Genomic DNA, 21,578 nt, shown 5'->3' on the forward strand with positions numbered 1-21,578 from the left:
TGGGAACGGGTGGCGACGCACATAACTTTTATCTCGGGTAGAATAGGTGGTACCGAACCGATAAATATACACGTGGCCGCAGCACACGTAGGCCGCATCAACCGCATAAGGATTCAAATGTCTGAGACTATGACTCTTGCGCCCTCCTCTTCCGCCGATGAGCAGACCTTCCGGTACTCTTCCCAGCTCGGCCCTCACACCTATTCCGTCCCCGTAGTACCCCAGATCCCCAACCCCGAGGCTGAGGCCGCCGTTAAAAAAATCAAACTGTTTTCGACCGCAGCGCTCATTGTGGGCGTGCTGGGCCTCTTCTTCTACCTGTATGTAGGGTTCATTGGTGCTGCCGCTATTGGTGCTGGGGTCGTCGCACTCACCTTGAATAAGGGGTATGAGAGCCGTGGCCTGGCGATCGCGGGCATCCTGCTTGGTGCGGCTGGGATCAGCATGTGGGCGTTCTCCCTATACATGTCCAGCTCGTTCTAATAGCCTGAAAAACGCCTTGAAATAAGCAAAACCCCGCGCCCCGTATCTCTACGGGTCCGCGGGGTTTAGCGTGTGCGGATGGTAAGGGATTTGAACCCTTGAGACGGGGTTACCGCCTACTGGTTTTCAAGACCAGCTCCTTCGGCCGCTCGGACAACCATCCAGATGCTTTACTATCATACCGGCTCAAAGCCGGGTGTTGATAAAAGCTACCAGCTGATTATCGCACGAGGGAAGCTTTTCTGTAAATTGCGCCCTCCTTAAATGCCCTGCCTCAGCCCGGGTGTGAAAGACTCGGAAGCCTCCGCACGGCAGCCTGGCACCTATTGCGGTAGTGTGCAGGCATCCCGCCGAATAAGGGCTGAACTTTGTGGGTGGGGTGCCTCATGGGCGGTTAGCGGGCCGGTAGAGTGGAAGCCACAACCCCGCATAAAAAGAGCAGAAGGAGCGAGCGCATGCGCGCCATTATGGAGGAAACACACGGGGCGCCCGAGGTGCTGCGTGTTAGCGAACAACCCATACCCGAACCCGCCCCGGGGCAGGTGCTCATTCGGGTGCGTGCCGCCGGAGTGAATCGTGCCGATGCCCTGCAGCGGCGGGGGTATTACCCGCCTCCACCGGGGGTCAGCAGCATTTATGGGCTTGAGGCGGCGGGTACTGTTGTTGCCGTTGGTGCAGGTGTTTCCCCGCAGATGGTTGGCTCGCCGGTTGCAGCGCTTTTAGCTGGTGGCGGGTATGCCGAATATGTGGCGGTTGATGCGCGCCACACATTCGGTGTTCCTGAGGGGATGAGCTTCGCCGAGGCGGCCTGCCTGCCTGAGGTTGCCGCCACCGTCTACTCAAACCTAGTGCTCACCTGCGGCATGAGCCTTGATGCTGCCGCCCACCGCGTATCGGGAACCAGCGTGCTTATTCATGGGGGTGCGGGCGGTATTGGGCTGCACGCGGTTCAGCTGGCCAAGGCGGTTGGTGCTCGCGTGTTCGCCACTGTTGGCACCGGTGCGAAGGCTGATAGTGTGCGTGCGGCCGGGGCTGAACCGATCATCTACTCTGAGCTGTCATTCCGTGAGGTTATTGCCGAAAAGACCGGCGGGGTCGGGGTGAACTATATTCTGGATGTGGTGGGCGGGGCGTATCTAGACGATAACCTGCACTCCCTCGCCACTGGGGGACACCTGGCAATTATCGGTCTGCAGGGCGGGGCGAAAGCCCAGGTGAACTTGGGGCTCATGCTCACTCGCCGTCTCTCGGTGCACGCCACCTCCCTCCGAACGCGCAGCGCCGACGAGAAAACACGCATTATGGCCGGGGTACGGCAGCAGGTACTGCCGCTTGTGGAATCTGGGGCTATTCGCGCAAACCTAGACCGCACCTTCGCACTGGAACAGGCTGATCAGGCCCACACCTACTTCGATTCGGGGGAGCACCGGGGGAAGATTGTGCTCACCCTCGGCGAAGACTAGTTGTTTGGGTGGGCTGGTGGCCGTCCTGCCGCAGAAACTTCTCTGTTGAGCGCAGGGCACCATAAGATTCTTCACAAAACCGGTGTGACATAGTGTCAGCAAAATAGATTTAGGGTAACCTAAGTGTTAAAGGGTTTTAAAGATGCTGCGAAAGGAGGGATCAGTGGGTATCAAAAACTTTCTGCAGTCACGCCGTGATGACGCCGAACTTGGCCGCGGGCTCTGGAGGCGCGCTCATGACCGTTTTATCCGTGGCGTAGACCGTTTCCACCAAGTGCTTGAGCGCCTAGCCCACACCGACATGGTCGAACTGGTGGTACCCGCCGCCAACAGCCTCTCAGACCTGATTCCGCGCGTGCGCGCTATCGCCATGGAAGCACAGCGGCTGGCCCCCAGCGAAGGCACAGATGTGCCCTCATCCCCCACCGGAGTGTACTCCGATGTGCACCGGGCGCTCTCTAAAGCAGGGAACTCGGCGGCCCTCTGTGCCGAGGCGCTCGCCATGGCACGCTGCTTCGGGGAATGCACCGCCCACTGCCAGCGGCAGGTGACCGTAGAACGCCGCGTGCAAACCGTTGTTGAACACATTCAGGAGGCCGAGCGGCTGATTGCGCGTGCCCGCGACGAACGGCATGAGCCGGTACTCGCTCGCTAGCCCCCATCAATATGAAACCCACGCCCCCGGCGGAGGGAAAAGTTCACCCGAATTTAAGGTTTCGTGTCTATTTGACAAAAACCGACCTTAAGCGGATGCCAGACACCCGCAGTGGTGGGCTGCATCACCACAAGAACACACGCAAAACCTTAAAAACCCCACAGCATCCACTGCTGCCAGCAGTGGCTAAGGTTCACCTCAGTAGGTAGGTGGGTGAGGCGAATAATACACTGAAATCTCGAACTTCATATTCACTGGGAAAGAAAACACCATGTACGACTACCATCGCAATGAACGCGCCATGGCCCTACGACCCAGCCTCTCCCGATCCTGGCTACTGGTACGTGCCAACTCAGACGAAGCGACTATGGAAGCCGCTTTTGAAAGCGAAGCCGATTCCGTCATTTTAGACCTCGAAGACGGATGCCCAGCCGACGAAAAAGACGAAGCCCGCAAAAGGGTCGTCGAAATCCTCAACACCGAAGCCCGCGCATGGGTGCGCATTAATGCCATCACCACCGAACACTGGTGGAACGACGTCAAAGCCCTTAGCGGTGTCAAAGGCCTGCGCGGGGTAATGCTCGCAACCACCGAACACTCCACCGACATTGACCGCACCGCCGCCGCACTACCAACCGGAACCCCCATTATTGCTCTCATTGAGTCAGCCCTTGGGGTGCACAACGCCGTGAAAATTGCCAGCGCTATCGGCACTTTCCGCCTAGCCTTCGGGGTGGGAGACTACCGCCGCGACACCGGCGCATCCGACGACCCGATGGCCTTAGCCTACGTGCGCTCGCAACTGGTGATCGCCTCGACCCTGGGTGGGCTGCCCGGGCCGATCGACGGGCCAACTCTCGGCAAACGCGGGGCGGAACTTGTGACCGCCTGCCAGCACGGCACCGTGCACGGCATGACCGGAAAACTCACCCTAGATGTGGGGCAGGCCGATACGATTAACCACGCCCTCTCACCCAGTGAAGATGAAATCCAGTGGGCTCATTCCCTGCTGGACGTGCCGCTGGACGGGCCCAAAGATGGCTCATACATGCCGCGTTTCTTGCGCGCGAAAAAGGTTGCGGAACTGGCCCGAGTGTACGGGCTGTGGGGCAAACTTGAGGGCGAAAAACGCGCCTAACTATCAGGGCTTATAAACACGACGCCCCCGGAAAGAAAACTTCGCGGCCAGAAGCAGCCTAATGTTTTTCTTCCCGGGGGCGCTCACGCCTCCACGCGGAGGCGGCGGGTCAGTTATAGGGGTCTTTCCCGCCGGTGAGGGCATAAGCGCACAGGTACGAGGTGATGAGCCCCAGCACTACCGGCACCACAAGAATCGTATCGTCCTGAAAAACCGAGCGGTAGAAGAACCACAGCGCGCAGCACGGCACCAGAAGCAGGACAAAAACAAGGCCGAATCGCGAGTTTCTCTTCGGGCGCATCCGGGTCTCCTCTCACATAGTGTCTGCTCCCCATTGTACGGGGTCACATCCCTACCGCGTTGAGACAGCGGTAACGGGCTGAATTTACTAGCAGAAGTTGGGAATGAAAAACAGCATGGAGTGTGTACAACAAAGTCCCGTGCACCCTAACCATGTGTAGGATGCACGGGACTTTACTCGTGGAGCCCCCTGTGGGATTCGAACCCACGGCCTTTTCTTTACGAGAGAAACGCTCTACCCCTGAGCTAAGGAGGCGTACTGGATGCCCGGCTCTATGCCGGGCAAACACACATCGCTAATAGTAACAGAGAGAGGTGCAGGTGTGTGAACTGTCACATGAATGAGAAATCGGTCCCAATGTGTGGGAGGATGGAAATTATTACCAATATCCCTGAGGGGAAACAGAAATGACGCAATCACCCATGACCCGCCGCACCCTTTTCGCTCTTGGGGCACCCGCCGCGCTGGTGACTATTGCTGCATGCTCTAAAAGTCCTTCCGGTACCAGTAATTCCACCACCAGTAAGAGTGTTTCTACGCCTGACAGAGTGGTTTCTTTCAACTGGCCCGAAATCACGGAGACTAAGTTACGTGATGACACCGGGTACCATCTGAACAAACTTGTAGATGGTGCCCCGACCGTGACCCTGTACACCGACTACGAAGTCTTCGAGTGCATTAGGGCCGAACTCGCCTATGAGAAGGCTGCTAAGGATCTTGAGGGCACCATGAATGTGACCGTGCGCCATTACCCGTCGCCGAATAGTGGTTATGCGCGCGATTCGGCGTTGGCTGTGCTGGCCGCTGAGGTACAAGGTAAACACCAAGCTATGGCGCGTAAACTCTGTGAAACCCATGAAGAACGGTATCGTAGGGGGGAGTGCCGTTGGAAATCTGCGTGTAAAACTCAAAGGTTACGCGAAAGAAATTGGCCTTGATGTTGATAAATTTGACAAAACTATGGATGACAAGTCGATAGCCGATCTGCTCCATACTGATCAGAAACATGCCTTCCTAGATCTCCGGATGGTTCGTACCCCCGAATTCACGGTTAATGACAAGATTCTTGAGAACATAGATTATAACAAGGTTCTTGAGAACGTAGAGTCCTCAACCCCCGCTGAATATCTGGTCAAAGAATTCAAGAAAGCCGCAGGGCTGAGCTGGTTCGTTCGTTTTGGATGAAAGACAGTGAGAGTGTGCCGTGCTGGGCGTTCACTTGCGTGTGAGCGGTCAGCGCGCCCGCATTTTTGAGGATAGGATTCAGCGAGTACGGTTATGTGCTTGATATCGGTGGTCCCGGATGATCTCCGTGTCGTAGTCCGCTGGATTCCCGCTCACGCATAGGTCTCAGCCAAACACCGTAAACCTTTTGATATGAGGTTGTCCCATTTGGTGGCAACCGGCGACGAAACCTCCCCTGACCGGGTTGCCGTGCCGTAGCTCGGAAGGCACTCTCTGGGCCTCAGGGACGCTCGCAGGCCGGGCCGCTGCCGACCGAGTACCCGAGCCCTGCAAAAACCGCGCCAAAACAGCAAAAACGCCACCCTGGATACCTACCGGCCGGGCCGGGATTACTTGTATTCAGAGTGACGTGCGAATGGAGCCCCCTGTGGGATTCGAACCCACGGCCTTTTCTTTACGAGAGAAACGCTCTACCCCTGAGCTAAGGAGGCGTACTGGATGCCCGGCGCTATACCAGGCAAACACACATCGCTAATAGTAACAGAGAGAGGTGCAGATGCGCGAACCGTCACAAGAATAAGAAATCGGCCCTAATGTGTGGGACGATAGAAATTATTACCAATAGCCCTGAAGGGAAACAGAAATGACGCAATCACCCATGACCCGCCGCACCCTTTTCGCGCTTGGGGCACCCGCCGCGTTGGTGGCTATTGCTGCGTGCTCTAGCGGCTCTTCCAGTTCCGGGTCAAGCTCATCTGCAAGCGGTAGTTCAAGCTCTAATGCCAGCTCAGCAAGCAGCGCTCCCTCTGGTGGTGCTTCCGGCAGTGCTAGCGCCGGGGGAGAAGCAAGCGCATCCGGTTCGGCTTCAGCCTCGGGTGACTCCGCCAAAATAACCGCCACCAAAGTTGGTGAACGTGACGATGCCGGGTACCACCTCAACACCCCCAAACAGGGTGCGCCCACCGTGACCCTGTACACCGACTACCAGTGCCCCTACTGCGCCAAGGCTGAGCCCACCTATGAGAAGGTCGCCAAGGACCTTGAGGGCACCATGAACGTAACCGTGCGCAATATGCCATTGTCTTCCCACAAGAACGCCGTACCCGCCGCTCAGGCCGTGCAGGCAGCAGAACTTCAGGGTAAACACCTGGAGATGGCGAATAAGCTCTTTCAAACTCAGGACAGTTGGAAAGGTATTACCGACAAACAGACTGAGCTGAGGGGACTTTTCCTCAGCTATGCTCAGGAACTTGGGCTGGATACAGAGAAGTTCAAGACCGATCTGGTTGATCCCAAAACTCTTGAGTTGGTCAAGGGCGATTTTGAGTACGGCCATAAGATCGGTGTGAAGGGCACCCCCCAATTCGTGGTGAATGATAAGCCTCTTGAGAATGTGGACTCTTCAACCTCCGCCGAGGATATGGCTAAAGAATTCAAGAAAGCCGCAGGGCTGGGCTAGTCTTTCGTGATGGATGAGAGACAGCGAGAGCGTGCCGTGCTGGGCGTTCATCTGAGTGTGAGCGGTCAGCGCGCCCGCATTTTTGAGGACGGATTCAGCGAACACGGCTATGTGCTTGACATCGGTGGTGCCGAACAATCCCATGTTGATGCTGCTGATGCGACCGTCGTGTTTTACGAGTATCTGCGGCGCATCGCCAATGTGCTGGATGTACTCGCACCGCCGCGCGAACCCGTAACAGCTCTTCACCTGGGGGCCGGGGCGCTCACGCTTGCCCGCTATGTGCAGGCCACGCGCCCGGGTTCTTCGCAAGTGGCCGTCGATTATGAGCCGCAGCTGATGGGGTTTGTGACCGAGGTGCTGCCGTTGCCCGCAGGTACCCGGTGCAAGTTCGTGGTTTCGGATGCGCGCGCCGTGCTTCCCGAGATTCCCGCGCTTTTCGGTGCTCATGCCGCATCCGACGGCGGTGTTTTTCGCGGGATCGACGCCATTATTCTTGATATTTTTACGGGCATGGATGCACCCGCGCACCTTGCCAACGCCAACTACTACGCCGAGCTGCGTGAGCTTCTGAGCGCTCGCGGGGTACTCGCTGTGAACGTGGGCGATGATGCCGGGCTGCCCTTCTTTCAGGGGCAGGCACGCGCCCTATTGGACACGTTCGAGCATGTGTGGTGCCTGTGCGATTCTTCCATGCTAAGCGGTGAACACGAGGGGAACCTGGTGCTGATCGCAACTGCACGCGAACTCGACGAAGACACAGCCGATGCGCTGTTCGCGCGGGGGCCGCATCCGGCGGAAGTACTGGGTACCGAAGAGCTGTGGGATTTTCTGGGGTACCTGGCCGGGCAATAGCCGCCTACGAAATGCCGTTCGCCGCAGAAACCGACCCGGCACGCAGCGTAGTATCCTGTGGCTTATTCCGGCAGCGGCAGGGGAGAGGTATGCTCGGGAGGCTCGTTCCTCCGATAAGAATCCGAAGTTTCGTCCGCAGGCACCGAACCCCCAGTCGTTTGGGTAATTCCAATACTTGCCGTGATCAGCAGGATAATCGCAACCCAGCGCATCAGACCGGTTTCCTGACCCAGCAGCGCCCACCCCGCGAGCGCCGCAATCACCGGTTCCAGGCTGAGAAGCACACTGAAGACCTGTTCGGGAAGGTGCCGCAGAGCTGCCAACTCGCTGCTGTACGGTACGACCGATGCCAGCAGGGAAGTTCCGATAATGAAGAGCACCAGTTGGGTATCGTGCGTAACGCTCCAGAGCGCTACGGGGCCGGGGAAAAGCAGGGCCTCGGGGACCACGCAGATGGCTCCCACGGCCATTGCTACGGCGAGTCCGCTTGCACCGGGCACGAGTTCGCCGACCGAGGCGCTTGAGCGAATGTAGAGTGCCCAGAATGCGCCCGCGATCAGGGCGTATAGTACGCCCAGCAGGTCTGTTTCCTGCCCGTGTACCGCCTCGAAGCCGAGTACCGCCATGCCTGCCGCCGCGCAGAATACCCACACTAGGTCGCGTTTACGCCGCGTGAGGATAGAGGCTAGTACGAGCGGACCGGTAAACTCGACCGCCACCGCCAGCCCGAGCGGGATGCGAGCCAGCGCATTGTAGAAGAAGCCGTTCATGAGCCCGAGCGTGACACCAAAAATGAGCATGGCACGCCACTGGCGGGAAGACCAGCCTAAGAACCCGTCGGATGTTTTTGCGGGTACTGCCATATATGCGGTTTGTGCACCTGCCCGATGCGCCCGCCAGCGCCCGGCAATCCAGACCGCCGCACCCACCGTGATCGCGGCGAGAAGCAGGCGCAGAACTGTGACGAGCCACGGACCAAAAAGCGGGAAAAGGTGCACCGCGAAAGCCGCGCCGAATTGCAGAGAAAGGCACGAGATGATCACAAAAATGATGCCGACGGTGGGGCGCTTGTGCCTGGTGGTACCTGGGGTCATTGCTGGCTCCTCACAGTCGCTAGGGTGCACGAATCACGGCAAAGGGCGACGGTACACCGATAGTATTCGGTACCGCCGCCCACATTCTACTTGCCTGTGGCGTGCATCTCAATAGATGGAATGCTGTGCGTTAGCCCTCCTCGCCGGTACGGGGATGGGTTTTTCCAGCGGTATCCTGCCGACGCGCCTTATCGGCCGCAACCTGTTCAGGGGTGGGCAGCTCAATCGCACCAGTCATCTGCGCTATACCGGCACCAATATTATCCACAGCACCCGGCAGGTACGGTTCGATCGACTCACGTTTACCCGCTGCAAGAGCCGCACGTTCAGCCCTAGCATGTGACAGAGTGATGCCGATACTCGCCGAAATCAGCAGGGCAATCGCCGCCCACCGTATCAACCCCGTATTCTCGGCCAGCATAAAAATACCCACAATAGCAGCGAACGCTGGCTCCAGCGAAAGCACCACACTGTACACATTCGACGGGAGCATACGCAGCGCCGAAACCTCACCAAGCGCTGGCAGAGCCGACGCAAGCAGGCCCATCACGAACCCCAAGCCCAGAAGCGCCGGGTCGGTGATAGCCTTCTCAAGATGGTTGCCGGTGATGAAAAACGGGAACGGCAGCACCAGCAGGGTAGAGACAATATTGCCCATCACCATACCGCCCATGCCGGGGATACTCGCCCCCACCTTTTCCGTTGCCAAAATATAGGCGGCACGTGAAATAGCGGTCAGCACCGCAAAGAACACGCCAGCCAGCGCAAAATCCTCGGGGTTGGCCTGCGAGTCGGCGGTCAGCACCGCCATGCCCGTGAACGAAAGTGCCACCCACACCAAATCCAGTTTGCGGCGTGAGAGCACAGTCGCCAGTACCAGCGGGCCCATGAACTCAATAGCGACCGCGATTGCCAGCGGTACCTGCTGGATAGCCACATAGAAAAACGCGTTAGCACCAAATAAGGCCACGCCAAGAACCGTCACGGCTATCCACTGCGGGCGCGTCCATTGACGAACTTGCGGGCGGAAAAACACGTACAGCAGTAGTGAAGACGTAATCAGGCGCAGGGTGACCACACCCCATGCGCCCAAATCACCCATCATAGTTTTAGCCAGCGCCGAACCGAACTGCATTGAAATAATGGCACCAATGGCATACGCCATGCCCAAACCCTGCGTCGCCAGGGGAGAACGCGCTGGTGCTGAAGCCGAAGCGGGAGCAGACATATAGTTCCTTTACGTTCAGAAAACCGCGGCCGGTGCGCCCCAGCCGCGGGGTGTGGGATGCTCAACTGCGGGCATCACCCTGTGTGCGTCATGTAATCTAGCTCAATTCTACGCGCTAACAGGTTGTAAGTGTACTAATGACCGTAAACTAATGACGCTGGCGTGGCGTCCCCCGAAAAACACAGGTGCGCACACCGGTAAACCTCCGGGTTTACGGGTTCGCCATGCGCGCACCCCACATCAAACACTCAGCCAAACATGCTTTACTGGTGAACATGCTAGACGCTAAAAAGTCACTTTTTGACAATGACGGCAACCCCCGTCCCGCGCTCACCAACGCGCTCGATACTGTGCTACGCCTACAGCGCCCCCTCGCGCTGTCTATGGTGAAGAAACTCCGTGCCGCGCACCCGCACGAAACCCCCGAACAGATACTGCGCCGCCTCGACAGGCAGTACCTGCGGGATGTGACCGCAATCGGCGGGGTGACCGGCGCCTCCGCGTTCGTGCCCGGAATCGGCACCGTCACCTCAATGGGGCTTTCAGCGCTCGCGGTGGGCGGATACCTGGAAAGGACCGCCCTGTACGCGCAGGCAGTTGCCGAGTTGCACGGTGTGCACGTGAAAGACCCCGACCTGGCCCGCTCAATGGTTATGGCGATTATGCTCGGTGAGGAAGGCTCACAGCTGATGAACACCGTGCTGCTGCAGACCGGCAAAGCCACCGGTGTCTCGGGCCGCTGGGGGATGCTGCTGGGCGGTAAATCCTCTGGCAAAATGTTCAGCGTAGAGCGGGCAATCCGCAATATGTTCATTAAACGGTTCCTGACCCGCCAAACCGGCGCGTTCTTAGGCCGCGCCCTGCCGTTCGGGGTGGGTGCTGTGGTCGGTGGCGGCGCGAACTACGGCCTTGGCAAAGACGTCGTGAAGAACACTCGGGAAGCATTCGGTGACGCCCCGCCGTTCTTCCCCTTAGAGCTCATGGTCGAACCGCGCGCCCCCAAATTTGATGACGCAAATGAGGGTAAAGGCCCCTCGAAGGCACGGCGGGCGCTGACCGGCCGGTTCAAACGCAACAAGGCCGACACCAAAAACCACGATGTGCACTCGCACGGGCTGCAAAACCCCGGCGCGCAGCATCGCAAGACGATGGGGGACTAGAAGAAACTAGCTTCTTACCTCTGCCCGCCGGTATTTCGCGGGTAAGAGTGCCCGTTTTGCCGCGGTTTTCATGAGATATATACGGGAGAGTGTTAGATTAGCGGGGTGCTAATCTAACAGTTTTCCGTCAAAGTGCGAAAAGTTGTTAGATTAGAGCATCCTTAATCTAACAACTTTTTGTGTTGAGATGGAAAACTGGCGAATAAATGGGTGTTCTGTAGACCCTGCCGGAACCGTAAAAAGGCTCTTTATTCACATAAAGCATTGGAAAAACCGCTTTATTGGAATAAAGAGCCTTTTTAGAACGTAGAGAGCGGGGGAAAGGAGCCGAATTAGCCCTGCGCATCTTTCGCGTGATCCACCAGCTGCGCGGCGATGCCGTTGTACGTATGCGGGGTCAAGTTTGACAGCCGCTCCTGCGCCTCGGTAGACAGACCCAGGGTGCCCACAAATTCTTTGAGGCGCACCGCATCCACCCGATGACCGCGCGTAAGCTCCTTCAGACGCTCATAGGGGTTCTCCATGCCGGGGGTGCCCGCGATCGCCTCCGCGCGCATAACCATCTGAATGGCCTCCGCCAGAACCTCCCAATTGGACTCCAGGTCGGCGGCAATAACGTCGGCGGCAATATCGAGGCGCTGCAGACCCTTAATCACATTAGAAATCGCCAGCACCGAATGCCCAAACGCCACGCCAATATTGCGCTGCGCCGAAGAATCGGTCAAATCACGCTGCCAACGCGAAGTCACCAGCGTGGACGCCAGCGAATCGAAGATCGCATTGGAGAGCTCAAGATTAGCCTCCGCATTCTCGAAGCGGATCGGGTTCACCTTATGCGGCATTGTCGACGAGCCCGTCGCGCCAGCCACCGGAATCTGGCGGAAGAAACCAATCGAAATATAGCTCCACACATCGGTGCACAGATTATGCAGCACACGGTTGAAATGCGCCACATCAGAGTACAGCTCCGCCTGCCAGTCATGCGATTCGATCTGTGTGGTCAGCGGGTTCCAGCTAAGCCCCAGATGCTCCACGAAACCCCGCGAAATAGCCTGCCAGTCAGCCCCCGGAACCGAGGCGTAATGCGCCGCATAGGTGCCCGTCGCGCCGTTAATCTTGCCCAGGAACTCGGTAGCGGCAACATGGGAAATCTGGCGTTTCAAACGGTACGCCAGCACAGCCATTTCCTTGCCCAGCGTGGTGGGGGTTGCGGGCTGGCCGTGCGTGCGAGAGAGCATCGGAACATCCCTGCCGGTTTCTGCGAGATCCAGCAAAACCTGCACCAGATCGCGGGCGGCGGGAAGCCATACGTTCTCGACCGCGTCCTTAATACCCAGGGCATAGGAGAGGTTATTAATATCTTCGGAGGTGCACCCAAAATGCACGAGCGGCACCAGATGCCCCAGCCCCAGCGCTTCGAGGCGGCGGCCGATATAGTACTCGACGGCCTTCACATCGTGAACAGTGACCGCCTCAATCTCGGCGAGTTCGGTGACGGAATCGGTGTTGAACTCGGTCACGATAGCGCGCAAGCCGGACTTCTGCTCATCGGTGAGCGGCGTGAGCCCGGGAAGAACGGCGTGCTCGCACAGGTATATGAACCATTCGATCTCCACATGGATGCGGTCGCGGTTCAGCGCGGCTTCGGAGAGGTAGTTCGTTAAAGGCGCGGTCACAGGGGCGTAACGCCCATCGAGAGGGCCAAGTGCAAGGGTACCGGCGGAAAGGTCGGTACGCCCGGAGGGCAGTGTGTTTTCAAGGTGAGACATGCTTCTATTTTGACACGCGGTGCTGGGATGCAGTGTGTTTGGGCGGGCAGAATCTTTCGGTGCTTCGCCAAATAGTTAGCAAGATAACGCGTAGAGCGGTGGGTGGGGTACCTTCCGGAACTGGTATTGGTAGAAGTCAAAACGGCCATAAAAGTGCATTTTCGTAATATTTGTTCATATTAGGTGTGTATAAGAAGCCCGGTAAGTCGGAAAATCCTGTGGAAAACTTATTGTGGTGACCCTGCCATCTACTTATCCACAGGAAACTCTAAATTTCGCAAAATATATCAAAAGGTATCATATGGTGTTTTTAAAGATTTGAGCGTAGCACTAAGGAGAGTACCGTGGCACCACCAACAGTAGCCCCTGCCCCCGCCCCGTCACCAGCGCCCGCACCACCAAACCCCACCGACATTCTGCGGGCCGCAGGCGACATGGGATTCGGCGCCAAAGCCGCCAAAGATATTGCCGCAGGGCTCAGCGCTGGTGCGCAACTAATCCGGCAGAAAGGGAAGGAATACCATGACGAGCTCATGAAACACGCCGGAACTCTCGACGAACTCTGCAACCGCACCAACAGTATGCGCAACGAATCCTGGAAATCAGAATCCGGGCAGAAATACCGAGAACAGCTGGAAAACCGCCGGAAAGACGCCGAACATTCCCGCGACGAACTGCGCACAGCCGCCCAAGAAGCACTGCAAGCTGGTGAGGAAATCGCGCAGAACCTCGAGGCACAGAGCGCGGCCATTAACAACGCGGCAAACCAGGTGGACTCCATACTGCATTCACTCGCCCACGGGGCGGCAGATGCAGCCGATAAGATAGGCGACATTATTAAAAAATCGGGTATCGGTGGCGCCCAGGATACGCTTAACGCCCTCGCGGATAACGGCAGCAAAATGCTACAGGGCCTCGGCTCGCTCATGCCGCACTAAAAACACGAAACACGTAGGAGAAAATCATGGGTAACCGCACCATAGACGTTGAACTTGAAGAGCTGCCGCGCATCGCCGAAGGGCTTGTGCATATTGGTTACGACTGCGGGGCAATGGTGATGCCGGTTGGGGCCGCAGGGACCGGTATCCTTGCGCACCTGGCAATGAGTGCACATGGCCGCTCCGCCGCAGCCCGTGCCGCAGGAACCTCCGCGAAACTTGCCACGTACTCAGGCACATATGCAAATATGGCTAGGAAAGTACTTGGGGCGTACGGAGGCTATTGGGCAGCAGACGAAATGGCCAAAGCAGGAATCATGCTCCGTGATGGTGCGGAAGCAGTAAAGTTTGGCGCACGGGTATTCTATGGCAAAGAGCTTTTCTCCTTTGAACGTGTTAAAACTATTGACCCTAACTCCGCTGACGCCCCTAAACCTGATAACAATAAAAAAACGCCAACGTCTGCTCACGATGCCTCCATATATATTAACAAGACGGGCAGTGAAGCCGACGAAGTGGACAAAACACACCAGGGCAAACAATACGCCGACCGGGGAGCCATCACTGTTATCCCCTACCGAGATAAAAATACGGGGCAGAAACGGTATGTGGTTGTCATACCCGGAACCGACTCCAATAACCGCAATGGCGACCCCCACTCGTGGGATAACGCGATTCGCGAAAGCGGAGGTAAAGACGGGGAACTGACCCCCCAACAGAAAATGATAGACCAAGCCCTGAAAGACGCAGGTGCCGAGCCCGGCTCCGAGGTTTTCCTCATGGGCCACAGCCAAGGCGGTATGATCGCCTACAACACCGCCAACAGCACAGAATTCGCCAAAAAATACAATGTTAAAGGTGTTTATACGGAGGGGTCGCCACTGAGCGGCCTGCCAGCAAAACGACGCGACTTCAGCGTCGCATACGTGGAAGGTAAAGAGCCTGTACCAGATTCCTTGGGGCCCCGGAAGAAGGGAAAAGGGTGGACACCGGATGAGCGTGACACCGTCATTAACACCTCTAACTCGGGTATGGATGGGCATGCCGCCGTGGAATACGAGAAGGCGCTGAACGACAACCCGAAAGGGCACAAAGACCTTAAACAGCTTAAAGATTTCTTCAGCAACGGGGACTACGAAGCGCAGCAGATCGGCGTGTACTCTGCCTCGACAATGCCCGATGGCACATCAGACCTGGCAAACAGTGCGATGCAAATTGGGCGATATGAAGAAGCTATTATCACATCTAAGGCCGAGGGCGCCAATGCTCATATTCACCAAGCGGGCGCAGATTATGCCAGGGGAGAGAGGCTTCCAGATATTCTAGACCCTCGGTATCGTGACCAGGAAGCTGGGGAGTCTTCTGCCTCCACACCGAATATGAGGAGCGACAGCCTTGTAGAGCGATACCAGGATGCGATAACTTTGAGGCCACCGCAGCCGTCACAGAGCTTCGCGGAAAGTTCCCAAAGGGCTACGCCTTCCGCCCCGCAGGGCAGCTTGTCATGGTCAGATATCGTAGAATCCTCAGGGGTCGTTGGGTCTGGTGTGAGCCCGACTCAAATGGTTGAGGGGGTAGGCCGCCAGCTGGCGGAGAACCTTGGGATCGCCTCCTCAGAGGACGCTAATTCGGCGGGGGCGGAGAGCTTCATGGACCAGCTTGATAGTGCTGACGCTTCGGACGGGCCGCACGTTATGCCCTACAACCCGGACACTGCCCCTGCCGAGCCGCATGTTATGCCGTATGACCCCGCCACCGATAACGTGGGTGCCGCCACTATGCCGTACAAGCCTGATACTAAGCTCCCGGACCCGCCGACTCCCGAACCGGTGCAGGCACCCGAACCAACTCCAGTTCCCCAACCGGTGCAGGCACCCGAACCAGCCCCGGCTCCGCAGCCAGTGCAGACCCCTGAACCGGTGGCGGCAGCTCCGCAGGGCGGGTATACGCCCCCGCAAGTTGAGGCGCCCGCCACCACCGTGCCCCCTGCAGCGCAACCGGTTGCCCAACCCGCCGGTGAGGCCGTCACCGGGGCGCCAGCCGGAGAGTTCACCCCGCCCACGGCGGAACCGGAATACACGCCCATGCCCTATAACCCCGCCACCGATAACGTGGGAGCCTCCAACATGCCGTATAACCCGGCCGATACCTCGGTGCAAGAGCCGCTGCAGATGCCCACCCGGGTGGAGCCCAACAACGGGTACACGCCCCCGCAGGTATCCGTCGCTGAGCAGATCGCATCCGCAGCCTTTGGCGGCAGTGCCGACGACATGATGGCTGGCGACCTAGAGACAGCCAAGTGGGAAGAACCGACCCAAGGACCCGCCTACATGCCCTATGACCCCGCCACCGACAGCGGGGAAGTAGCCAACCTGCCGTACAACCCGAACACCGACAACGGCGGGCCTATCTTCCTCCAAAATGCGGCAGCCCCCGAACTGGCAGGGGCGGCAGCCTAAAACGGGCATCCCGTCGGGGCGCGAACAGAACCAGTACTGTGAGCGCCCCGGCGGGCAGCCCCACACCACAGCCGTGATGTGTGGCACTATACTGAGACTATGAGCGAACACAGCAACACCCCCGAAACACCCGCTATCCAGCCGCGCCACGTCTTCTCGTCTCTGCCCAAATATGCTGCCGGTAAACCTCCCACGCCCGTAGAGGGGCTGAAACAGTATAAGCTCTCCTCCAATGAAAACCCTCACGGGCCCATACCTGAGGTGGCGCGCATTCTCGCCGAATTCGACGCCACCCACCGCTACCCGGATCCGCTCTCCACCAAGCTGCGTACCGCCCTCGCCCACCGCCTGGGGGTAGACGCCCACAATATTGTGACCGGCGCGGGAAGCCTGGGGGCACTCAACCAAATCCTCAAAGCCTTCGCCGGGGCCAGCCTCGACGGCACCCAAGACGAAGTGATCTACGCCTGGCGGTCCTTCGAAGCCTACCCCATTCTGGTGGGGCTGCTGGGCGCCAAAAGCGTGCAAATCCCCAACCTGCCCAATGGGGCGCACGATTTGAACGCCATGGCGCAGGCTGTTACCAACAGAACCCGTGTGATCCTGGTGTGCACCCCGAATAACCCCACCGGGCCAGCCGTCACCGAGGCGCAGATGCGCGAATTTCTCACCAAAATCCCCGAGAACGTGGTGGTCGTCATTGATGAGGCATACTACGAATTCTGCACCGCATCCACCGTGCCCGCCGGGCAAAACGCCCCCGTGAACGGGTTGAACCTGCTCAACGACCACCCGAACGTGATCGTGCTGCGCACCTTCTCCAAAGCACAGGGGCTCGCCGGGCTGCGCGTGGGTTACTCCGTCTCCCACCCGCAGCTGACCCAGTACCTGCGGGTTGCGGCCACCCCGTTCGCCGTGACCGCGCTCGCCGAAGCCGCAGCCGTGGCCTCTATTGAACATGAAGAGGCGGTAATGGATGGGGTGCGGCATATCGTTGCTGAACGTGAACGTGTGGTTGCCCGACTGCACGAGCTGGGGTACAACATCCCGCAAACCTACGCCAACTTTGTGTGGCTGCCCTTGGGGGAGCACACCGAGGCTTTCAATAAGCTTGCCGCCTCCCACGCCCTCTCGGTGCGTGCTTTCGATGGGGAAGGGGTGCGGGTGAGCATCGGCGAAGATGAGGCAAATGACCGTTTTATCAGCATCTGTGAACAGTTTCCCCACAGAGTCTAGACCCTGCAACGCTGCGCCTATGCACCAAGAGGGTGGGAAAACCTCAGCTCAGGGGCCTTGGCGACAGTGCTCGTGAATCACTCTCTTCACCGTGCCGACGCAGCACCATTTCTCAACCTATGCGGTGCTGCTTGGAAAAACCAAAATCACGCTGACTGAGCCTCATTTATGCTGGAAGAATAACCTTAAGAAACGCTACATCGCGCTGATGTTTCCTGTGAAGAGGAGTAAAATAAGAGGAAATATGCCCAAGCCTTCCGCCCCGCGCGCCGAAACTCTCTGCGTGCGCCCGGCGTGAAGGGCAGCTCGTATCTGCGTGGAGGATTGATGCACGAGAACGAAAAATATCCGGGAGTACCCGAACGCATCCAGCTGATGGATGAGAACGGCAAGGTACACGAGAACCCCACCTTCAGTTCTTATGTGCACGATGTAGACGCAGAACAGCTTCGCGAAGCCTACCGCCTGATGTACATTACCCGCCGCATTGACGACGAAGGAACGGCACTTCAGCGGCAAGGGCAAATGGCTCTGTGGGCGCCCAGTCGCGGGCAAGAAGCGGCGCAGGTCGGCTCCGCACTGGCATTCGCCCCCAACGACTATATTTTTCCCTCCTACCGTGAACACGCGGTCGCCTTCGCCCGCGGCGTAGATTTCCGCGAACTCATCACGGTTTTCCGCGGCTCCCACACCCACGGGTGGGACCCTAAAAAACATAACTTCCATGTTTACACCAAAGTGCTTGCCGCACAGGTGCCGCACGCGGTCGGCTACGCTATGGGCCTGAACTTTGATGCCGACATTGCGGCGGAAACCGGGCAGCTGCAGACAGGCCAAGGGCAGGCCACCAACCCCGATAACGACACCGTGAAACCCGCCGTCGGCGTCTACTTCGGCGACGGTTCCTCCACCGAAGGCGAAGCCCACGAGGCCATGGTCTTTGCCGCATCCTACGATGCCCCCGTACTGTTCTTCGTGCAAAACAACCGCTGGGCTATTTCGGTACCCTTCGACGTGCAGTCGCGTGTGCCCATCTCAACCCGCGCCCAAGGCTACGGCTTTGAAGGGCTGCGCGTTGACGGCAACGATGTGCTCGGCACCCTCGCCGTCACCCGCTACGCACTCGATAAAATCCGCCGCGGCGAAGGCCCCGTACTGATCGAGGCGGAAACATACCGCCTGGGCCCGCATACCACCGCCGACGACCCCACCAAATACCGTGACGACGAAGAACTCCAGCAGCGTCTGAACGCAGACCCGCTGATTCGCCTGGAAAAATACCTGCGCGAGAACGGGCACACAGATGACTCCTTCTTCGAAAAACTCGCCGAAGAAGCACAAGAACTTGCTAACGGGGTGCGCGAGGCGGCGATTGCCTCCGAACCCTATGAATTCGACCGATTCTTCGACCGCGCCTACGCCGAAGAACACCTTCAGGTAGAAGAAGAACGCGAGTTCTACCGCAACTACGTCGCAGGTTTCGAGGAGGACTAAGAATGAGCGAGCAGAATGCACAGGTTGAGCGCTTGACCCTGGCGAAAGCGATCACTCGCGGCCTCGACGATGCGATGGCAGATAACCGCAAAGTCGTGCTGATCGGTGAAGATATCGGCAAACTCGGCGGCGTATACCGCGTAACCGAAGGGTTACTGGCGAAGCACGGGCAGAAACGCGTAATGGACTCTCCCCTCGGAGAGGCCGGTATTGTGGGCACCTCCATCGGCATGGCGATGCGCGGCTATCGGCCCGTAGCCGAGATTCAGTTCGACGGGTTCGTCTTCCCCGCCTACAACCAGATCACCACCCAGCTCGCCAAAATCCACAACCGCAGCGACAAAAAATATATTGTTCCGGTTACGATCCGTATTCCCTATGGCGGCGTGATCGGGGCGGTCGAGCATCACTCGGAATCGCCCGAGGCGCTGTTCGCGCACACCGCCGGGCTGCGCATCGTAACACCGTCCTCACCGCATGACGCCTATTGGATGACCCGCAAATCTATTGAATGCGACGACCCGGTAATTATTTTCGAGCCCAAACGCCGCTACTGGCTCAAGGGTGAGGTGAATTTTGCGGACACCGATTTTGATCCGTTCCAGGCGCAGGTGGTGCGAGAAGGCACAGACGCGACCATCGTGGCATACGGTCCGCTGGTGCCGGTAGCGCTCGCCGCCGCAGAGGCTGCCGTCGAAGATGGACGCTCAATCGAAGTCATTGACCTGCGGTCGATCTCCCCGATGGATGTGCCCACCGTCGCCGCATCCGTGGTGAAGACCGGACGCCTGATCGTTGCCCACGAAGCGCCGACCTTCGGGGGTATGGGCGGCGAACTTGCTGCCGCGATCACCGAGCGCTGCTTCTACAGTCTGCAGGCACCGGTGCTGCGCGTGGGCGGCTACTATATGCCGTACCCGGTACCGCGCACGGAGGACGAATACGTGCCCGATATTGACCGTATCCTGGAGGCGGTAGACCGCTCCTTTGAGTACTAGACCCACCCCTCAGCGTATTCTTTACGGGCTATATGCACTAGTGAAAGGCGTTTAATGTCCCAGATTTTTAATCTACCCGATGTGGGTGAAGGACTCACCGAAGCCGAAATTCTCGCCTGGAAAGTTGCCCCCGGCGACACCGTGCACATTAACGACGTGCTGGTAGAGATTGAGACCGCCAAGTCTGTGGTTGAGCTCCCCTCACCGTATGAAGGCAGCGTGGAGCAGCTGCTCGCTGCTGAAGGTGACACGGTGGAGGTGGGCACCCCCATTATCGCCGTGGCGGGCAGCAGCGAAAGCGCTGGCTCCTCCGCCCCCACCACACCCGGCGCTAATACCGGTGCTGCCGAAACACCCGAGGCGGAAACCGGTAACCAGGCGCTCGTTGGTTCGGGCCCCAAGGCAGACTCGGTTAAGCGCCGTGCCCGTAAACGCCCCGCATCTGCCGCCCAACCGCAGCCGGCGACCCCCGCCCCGCAGCAGCCCGCCCCGGTGGGGCACACACCCGCCTCCGCCGAGCCGCGTGCCGGGCTGCTGGGTGGGCTCAGCGGATGGGCGGAGCGGGCCAGTAAATTCGTGGAGAACACGCCGCTGAACTCGTCCCTGAACACTGTGCGGCAGCGCCTACAGGGTGCCGAGGCCCCAGCACTTGAGCAGGATGCTGCCGCCCCCGTGCCGCATCGGCCTGCTCTTGCCGCCCCGCCGGTGCGCCTGGCCGCTAAGGAAATGGGAGTGGACCTGGCGAATGTGACCGCGACCGGTTCGCGGGGGCAGGTGACGAAACAGGACCTGCTGGACTATGTGGCGCACCTGAACGATGTGCAAGAAACCGGCGGCCGGTTCTGGCAGCCCCCGAGCGTACCCGGTGACCGTCTTGAACGCATCCCCGTACGGGGGGTGCGTAAGGCCACTGCGAAGGCTATGGTGTCTTCGGCGTTTAGCGCCCCGCACGTTTCGATTTTCGTGGATGTGGACGCCTCCCGCACCATGGAATTTGTGAAGCGGCTGAAGAAGTCCCGCCATTTTGAAGGGATTAAGGTGACCCCGCTGCTGGTGCTTGCCGCCGCCGTGATTTGGGCTGCCGAGCGGAACCCGCAGGTGAACGCCACCTGGACGGACAGTGAGATCCAGATTAAGCACTTCATGAACCTTGGTATTGCGGCGGCTACCCCGCGCGGGCTGATGGTGCCGAACATTAAGGATGCGCAGGAGCTGTCCCTGCGTGAGCTGGCGATCGCCCTGAATAACCTGACCGCCCGTGCGCGGGAAGGGAAGACTCAGCCCGCCGAGATGGCGAACGGGACCCTGACGATTACGAACATCGGCTCGCTCGGCATTGACACGGGCACCCCGATTATTAACCCCGGTGAGGTGGCGATTATTGCTTTCGGCACGATCAAACAGAAGCCGTGGGTGGTTGATGGTGAGGTGATCCCGCGTTGGGTCACCACGCTGGGCGGTTCTTTCGATCACCGCGTGGTGGACGGTGACCTCTCGGCGCGTTTCATGGCGGATGTTGCCGCCATCCTTGAGGAACCGGCCATGCTGCTGGATATTTAGCCGCAGGCGCCCGCACCCGTATAGGGTGCGAAAACTGGGGTTCGTAACCGATACGGCTACGAACCCCAGTTCTATTCTAAGTTCAGCATATACGCTTGTGAGA

19 protein-coding genes and 3 tRNA genes are annotated in these 21,578 nt (G+C 58.7%); 15 read left to right on the forward strand and 7 right to left on the reverse strand.

What is annotated here, in order from left to right:
- Positions 1–117 precede the first annotated feature (117 nt).
- Complete coding sequence (locus tag I6I94_RS07335; RefSeq protein ID WP_128087139.1) at positions 118–483, forward strand: hypothetical protein; 366 nt, start codon at positions 118–120, stop codon at positions 481–483.
- Positions 484–558: 75 nt separating this feature from the next.
- Here I6I94_RS07335 and I6I94_RS07340 read toward each other — a convergent pair.
- A tRNA-Ser gene (locus I6I94_RS07340) sits at positions 559–646 on the reverse strand.
- Between the two features lie 292 nt (positions 647–938).
- Between I6I94_RS07340 and I6I94_RS07345 the strand changes: the two genes are divergently transcribed.
- The 3 genes from I6I94_RS07345 to I6I94_RS07355 all read left to right on the forward strand — a co-directional run bounded on the left by I6I94_RS07345 (position 939) and on the right by I6I94_RS07355 (position 3,739).
- A complete protein-coding gene (locus I6I94_RS07345) occupies positions 939–1,946 on the forward strand; it encodes an NAD(P)H-quinone oxidoreductase (RefSeq protein ID WP_128087138.1) in 1,008 nt (335 codons plus the stop codon).
- Between the two features lie 163 nt (positions 1,947–2,109).
- Positions 2,110–2,601 carry a hypothetical protein gene (locus tag I6I94_RS07350; protein ID WP_006887032.1) on the forward strand — a complete coding sequence of 164 codons (492 nt, stop codon included), beginning with the start codon at positions 2,110–2,112 and terminating at the stop codon, positions 2,599–2,601.
- A 271-nt stretch (positions 2,602–2,872) separates the two neighbouring features.
- Positions 2,873–3,739: an HpcH/HpaI aldolase/citrate lyase family protein gene (locus I6I94_RS07355; RefSeq protein ID WP_006887079.1), complete on the forward strand. Its 867-nt coding sequence runs from the start codon at positions 2,873–2,875 to the stop codon at positions 3,737–3,739.
- Positions 3,740–3,848: 109 nt separating this feature from the next.
- Here the strand turns inward: I6I94_RS07355 and I6I94_RS07360 are convergent, their stop codons facing one another.
- The gene (locus I6I94_RS07360; RefSeq protein ID WP_128087137.1) at positions 3,849–4,040 is read right to left on the reverse strand and encodes a hypothetical protein; all 192 of its coding nucleotides are present in this window, start codon (positions 4,038–4,040) and stop codon (positions 3,849–3,851) included.
- Positions 4,041–4,220: 180 nt separating this feature from the next.
- A tRNA-Thr gene (locus tag I6I94_RS07365) sits at positions 4,221–4,295 on the reverse strand.
- A gap of 152 nt (positions 4,296–4,447) precedes the next feature.
- On the opposite strand from I6I94_RS07365, the gene I6I94_RS07370 reads away from it, so the two are divergent.
- Together I6I94_RS07370 and I6I94_RS07375 are read left to right on the forward strand one after the other, a co-directional pair.
- On the forward strand, positions 4,448–4,978 hold the full coding sequence (locus I6I94_RS07370; protein ID WP_201620559.1) for a DsbA family protein: 531 nt from the start codon (positions 4,448–4,450) through the stop codon (positions 4,976–4,978).
- Positions 4,979–5,066: 88 nt separating this feature from the next.
- Positions 5,067–5,225 (forward strand): hypothetical protein, encoded by a 159-nt coding sequence (locus tag I6I94_RS07375; protein WP_201620560.1) that lies wholly within the window; start codon positions 5,067–5,069, stop codon positions 5,223–5,225.
- Positions 5,226–5,641: 416 nt separating this feature from the next.
- Here the strand turns inward: I6I94_RS07375 and I6I94_RS07380 are convergent.
- A tRNA-Thr gene (locus I6I94_RS07380) sits at positions 5,642–5,716 on the reverse strand.
- Positions 5,717–5,868: 152 nt separating this feature from the next.
- Here I6I94_RS07380 and I6I94_RS11625 point away from each other — a divergent pair.
- The gene (locus tag I6I94_RS11625; RefSeq protein WP_201620561.1) at positions 5,869–6,684 is read left to right on the forward strand and encodes a DsbA family protein; all 816 of its coding nucleotides are present in this window, start codon (positions 5,869–5,871) and stop codon (positions 6,682–6,684) included.
- A 9-nt stretch (positions 6,685–6,693) separates the two neighbouring features.
- A complete protein-coding gene (locus I6I94_RS07390; protein ID WP_201620562.1) occupies positions 6,694–7,539 on the forward strand; it encodes a spermidine synthase in 846 nt (281 codons plus the stop codon).
- A gap of 62 nt (positions 7,540–7,601) precedes the next feature.
- On the opposite strand, the gene I6I94_RS07395 is transcribed toward I6I94_RS07390, so the two are convergent.
- Complete coding sequence (locus I6I94_RS07395) at positions 7,602–8,633, reverse strand: EamA family transporter (protein WP_128087135.1); 1,032 nt, start codon at positions 8,631–8,633, stop codon at positions 7,602–7,604.
- 130 nt (positions 8,634–8,763) lie between these two features.
- Positions 8,764–9,861, reverse strand: a complete 1,098-nt coding sequence (locus I6I94_RS07400) for an EamA family transporter (protein ID WP_126854585.1) — start codon at positions 9,859–9,861, stop codon at positions 8,764–8,766.
- Positions 9,862–10,136: 275 nt separating this feature from the next.
- Between I6I94_RS07400 and I6I94_RS07405 the strand changes: the two genes are divergently transcribed.
- Entirely contained in the window at positions 10,137–11,021 is an 885-nt protein-coding gene (locus tag I6I94_RS07405; protein WP_126854584.1) for a di- and tripeptidase, read from the forward strand.
- 332 nt (positions 11,022–11,353) lie between these two features.
- On the opposite strand, the gene purB is transcribed toward I6I94_RS07405, so the two are convergent.
- On the reverse strand, positions 11,354–12,790 hold the full coding sequence (gene purB / locus I6I94_RS07410; protein WP_128087134.1) for an adenylosuccinate lyase: 1,437 nt from the start codon (positions 12,788–12,790) through the stop codon (positions 11,354–11,356).
- 344 nt (positions 12,791–13,134) lie between these two features.
- Between purB and I6I94_RS07415 the strand changes: the two genes are divergently transcribed.
- The 6 genes from I6I94_RS07415 to I6I94_RS07440 all read left to right on the forward strand — a co-directional run bounded on the left by I6I94_RS07415 (position 13,135) and on the right by I6I94_RS07440 (position 21,475).
- Positions 13,135–13,728 (forward strand): glycoside hydrolase family 9 protein, encoded by a 594-nt coding sequence (locus I6I94_RS07415; RefSeq protein ID WP_128087133.1) that lies wholly within the window; start codon positions 13,135–13,137, stop codon positions 13,726–13,728.
- 26 nt (positions 13,729–13,754) lie between these two features.
- Positions 13,755–16,187, forward strand: a complete 2,433-nt coding sequence (locus I6I94_RS07420; RefSeq protein ID WP_201620563.1) for a hypothetical protein — start codon at positions 13,755–13,757, stop codon at positions 16,185–16,187.
- A 99-nt stretch (positions 16,188–16,286) separates the two neighbouring features.
- Complete coding sequence (locus I6I94_RS07425; RefSeq protein WP_201620564.1) at positions 16,287–17,423, forward strand: histidinol-phosphate transaminase; 1,137 nt, start codon at positions 16,287–16,289, stop codon at positions 17,421–17,423.
- Positions 17,424–17,750: 327 nt separating this feature from the next.
- Entirely contained in the window at positions 17,751–18,917 is a 1,167-nt protein-coding gene (locus I6I94_RS07430; RefSeq protein WP_201620565.1) for a thiamine pyrophosphate-dependent enzyme, read from the forward strand.
- Positions 18,918–18,919: 2 nt separating this feature from the next.
- Positions 18,920–19,915 carry an alpha-ketoacid dehydrogenase subunit beta gene (locus I6I94_RS07435; RefSeq protein WP_070448791.1) on the forward strand — a complete coding sequence of 332 codons (996 nt, stop codon included), beginning with the start codon at positions 18,920–18,922 and terminating at the stop codon, positions 19,913–19,915.
- A 54-nt stretch (positions 19,916–19,969) separates the two neighbouring features.
- Complete coding sequence (locus I6I94_RS07440; RefSeq protein ID WP_201620566.1) at positions 19,970–21,475, forward strand: dihydrolipoamide acetyltransferase family protein; 1,506 nt, start codon at positions 19,970–19,972, stop codon at positions 21,473–21,475.
- Positions 21,476–21,578: the final 103 nt, after the last annotated feature.

Source organism: Rothia aeria, from assembly GCF_016726365.1.
Taxonomy (GTDB): domain Bacteria; phylum Actinomycetota; class Actinomycetes; order Actinomycetales; family Micrococcaceae; genus Rothia; species Rothia aeria.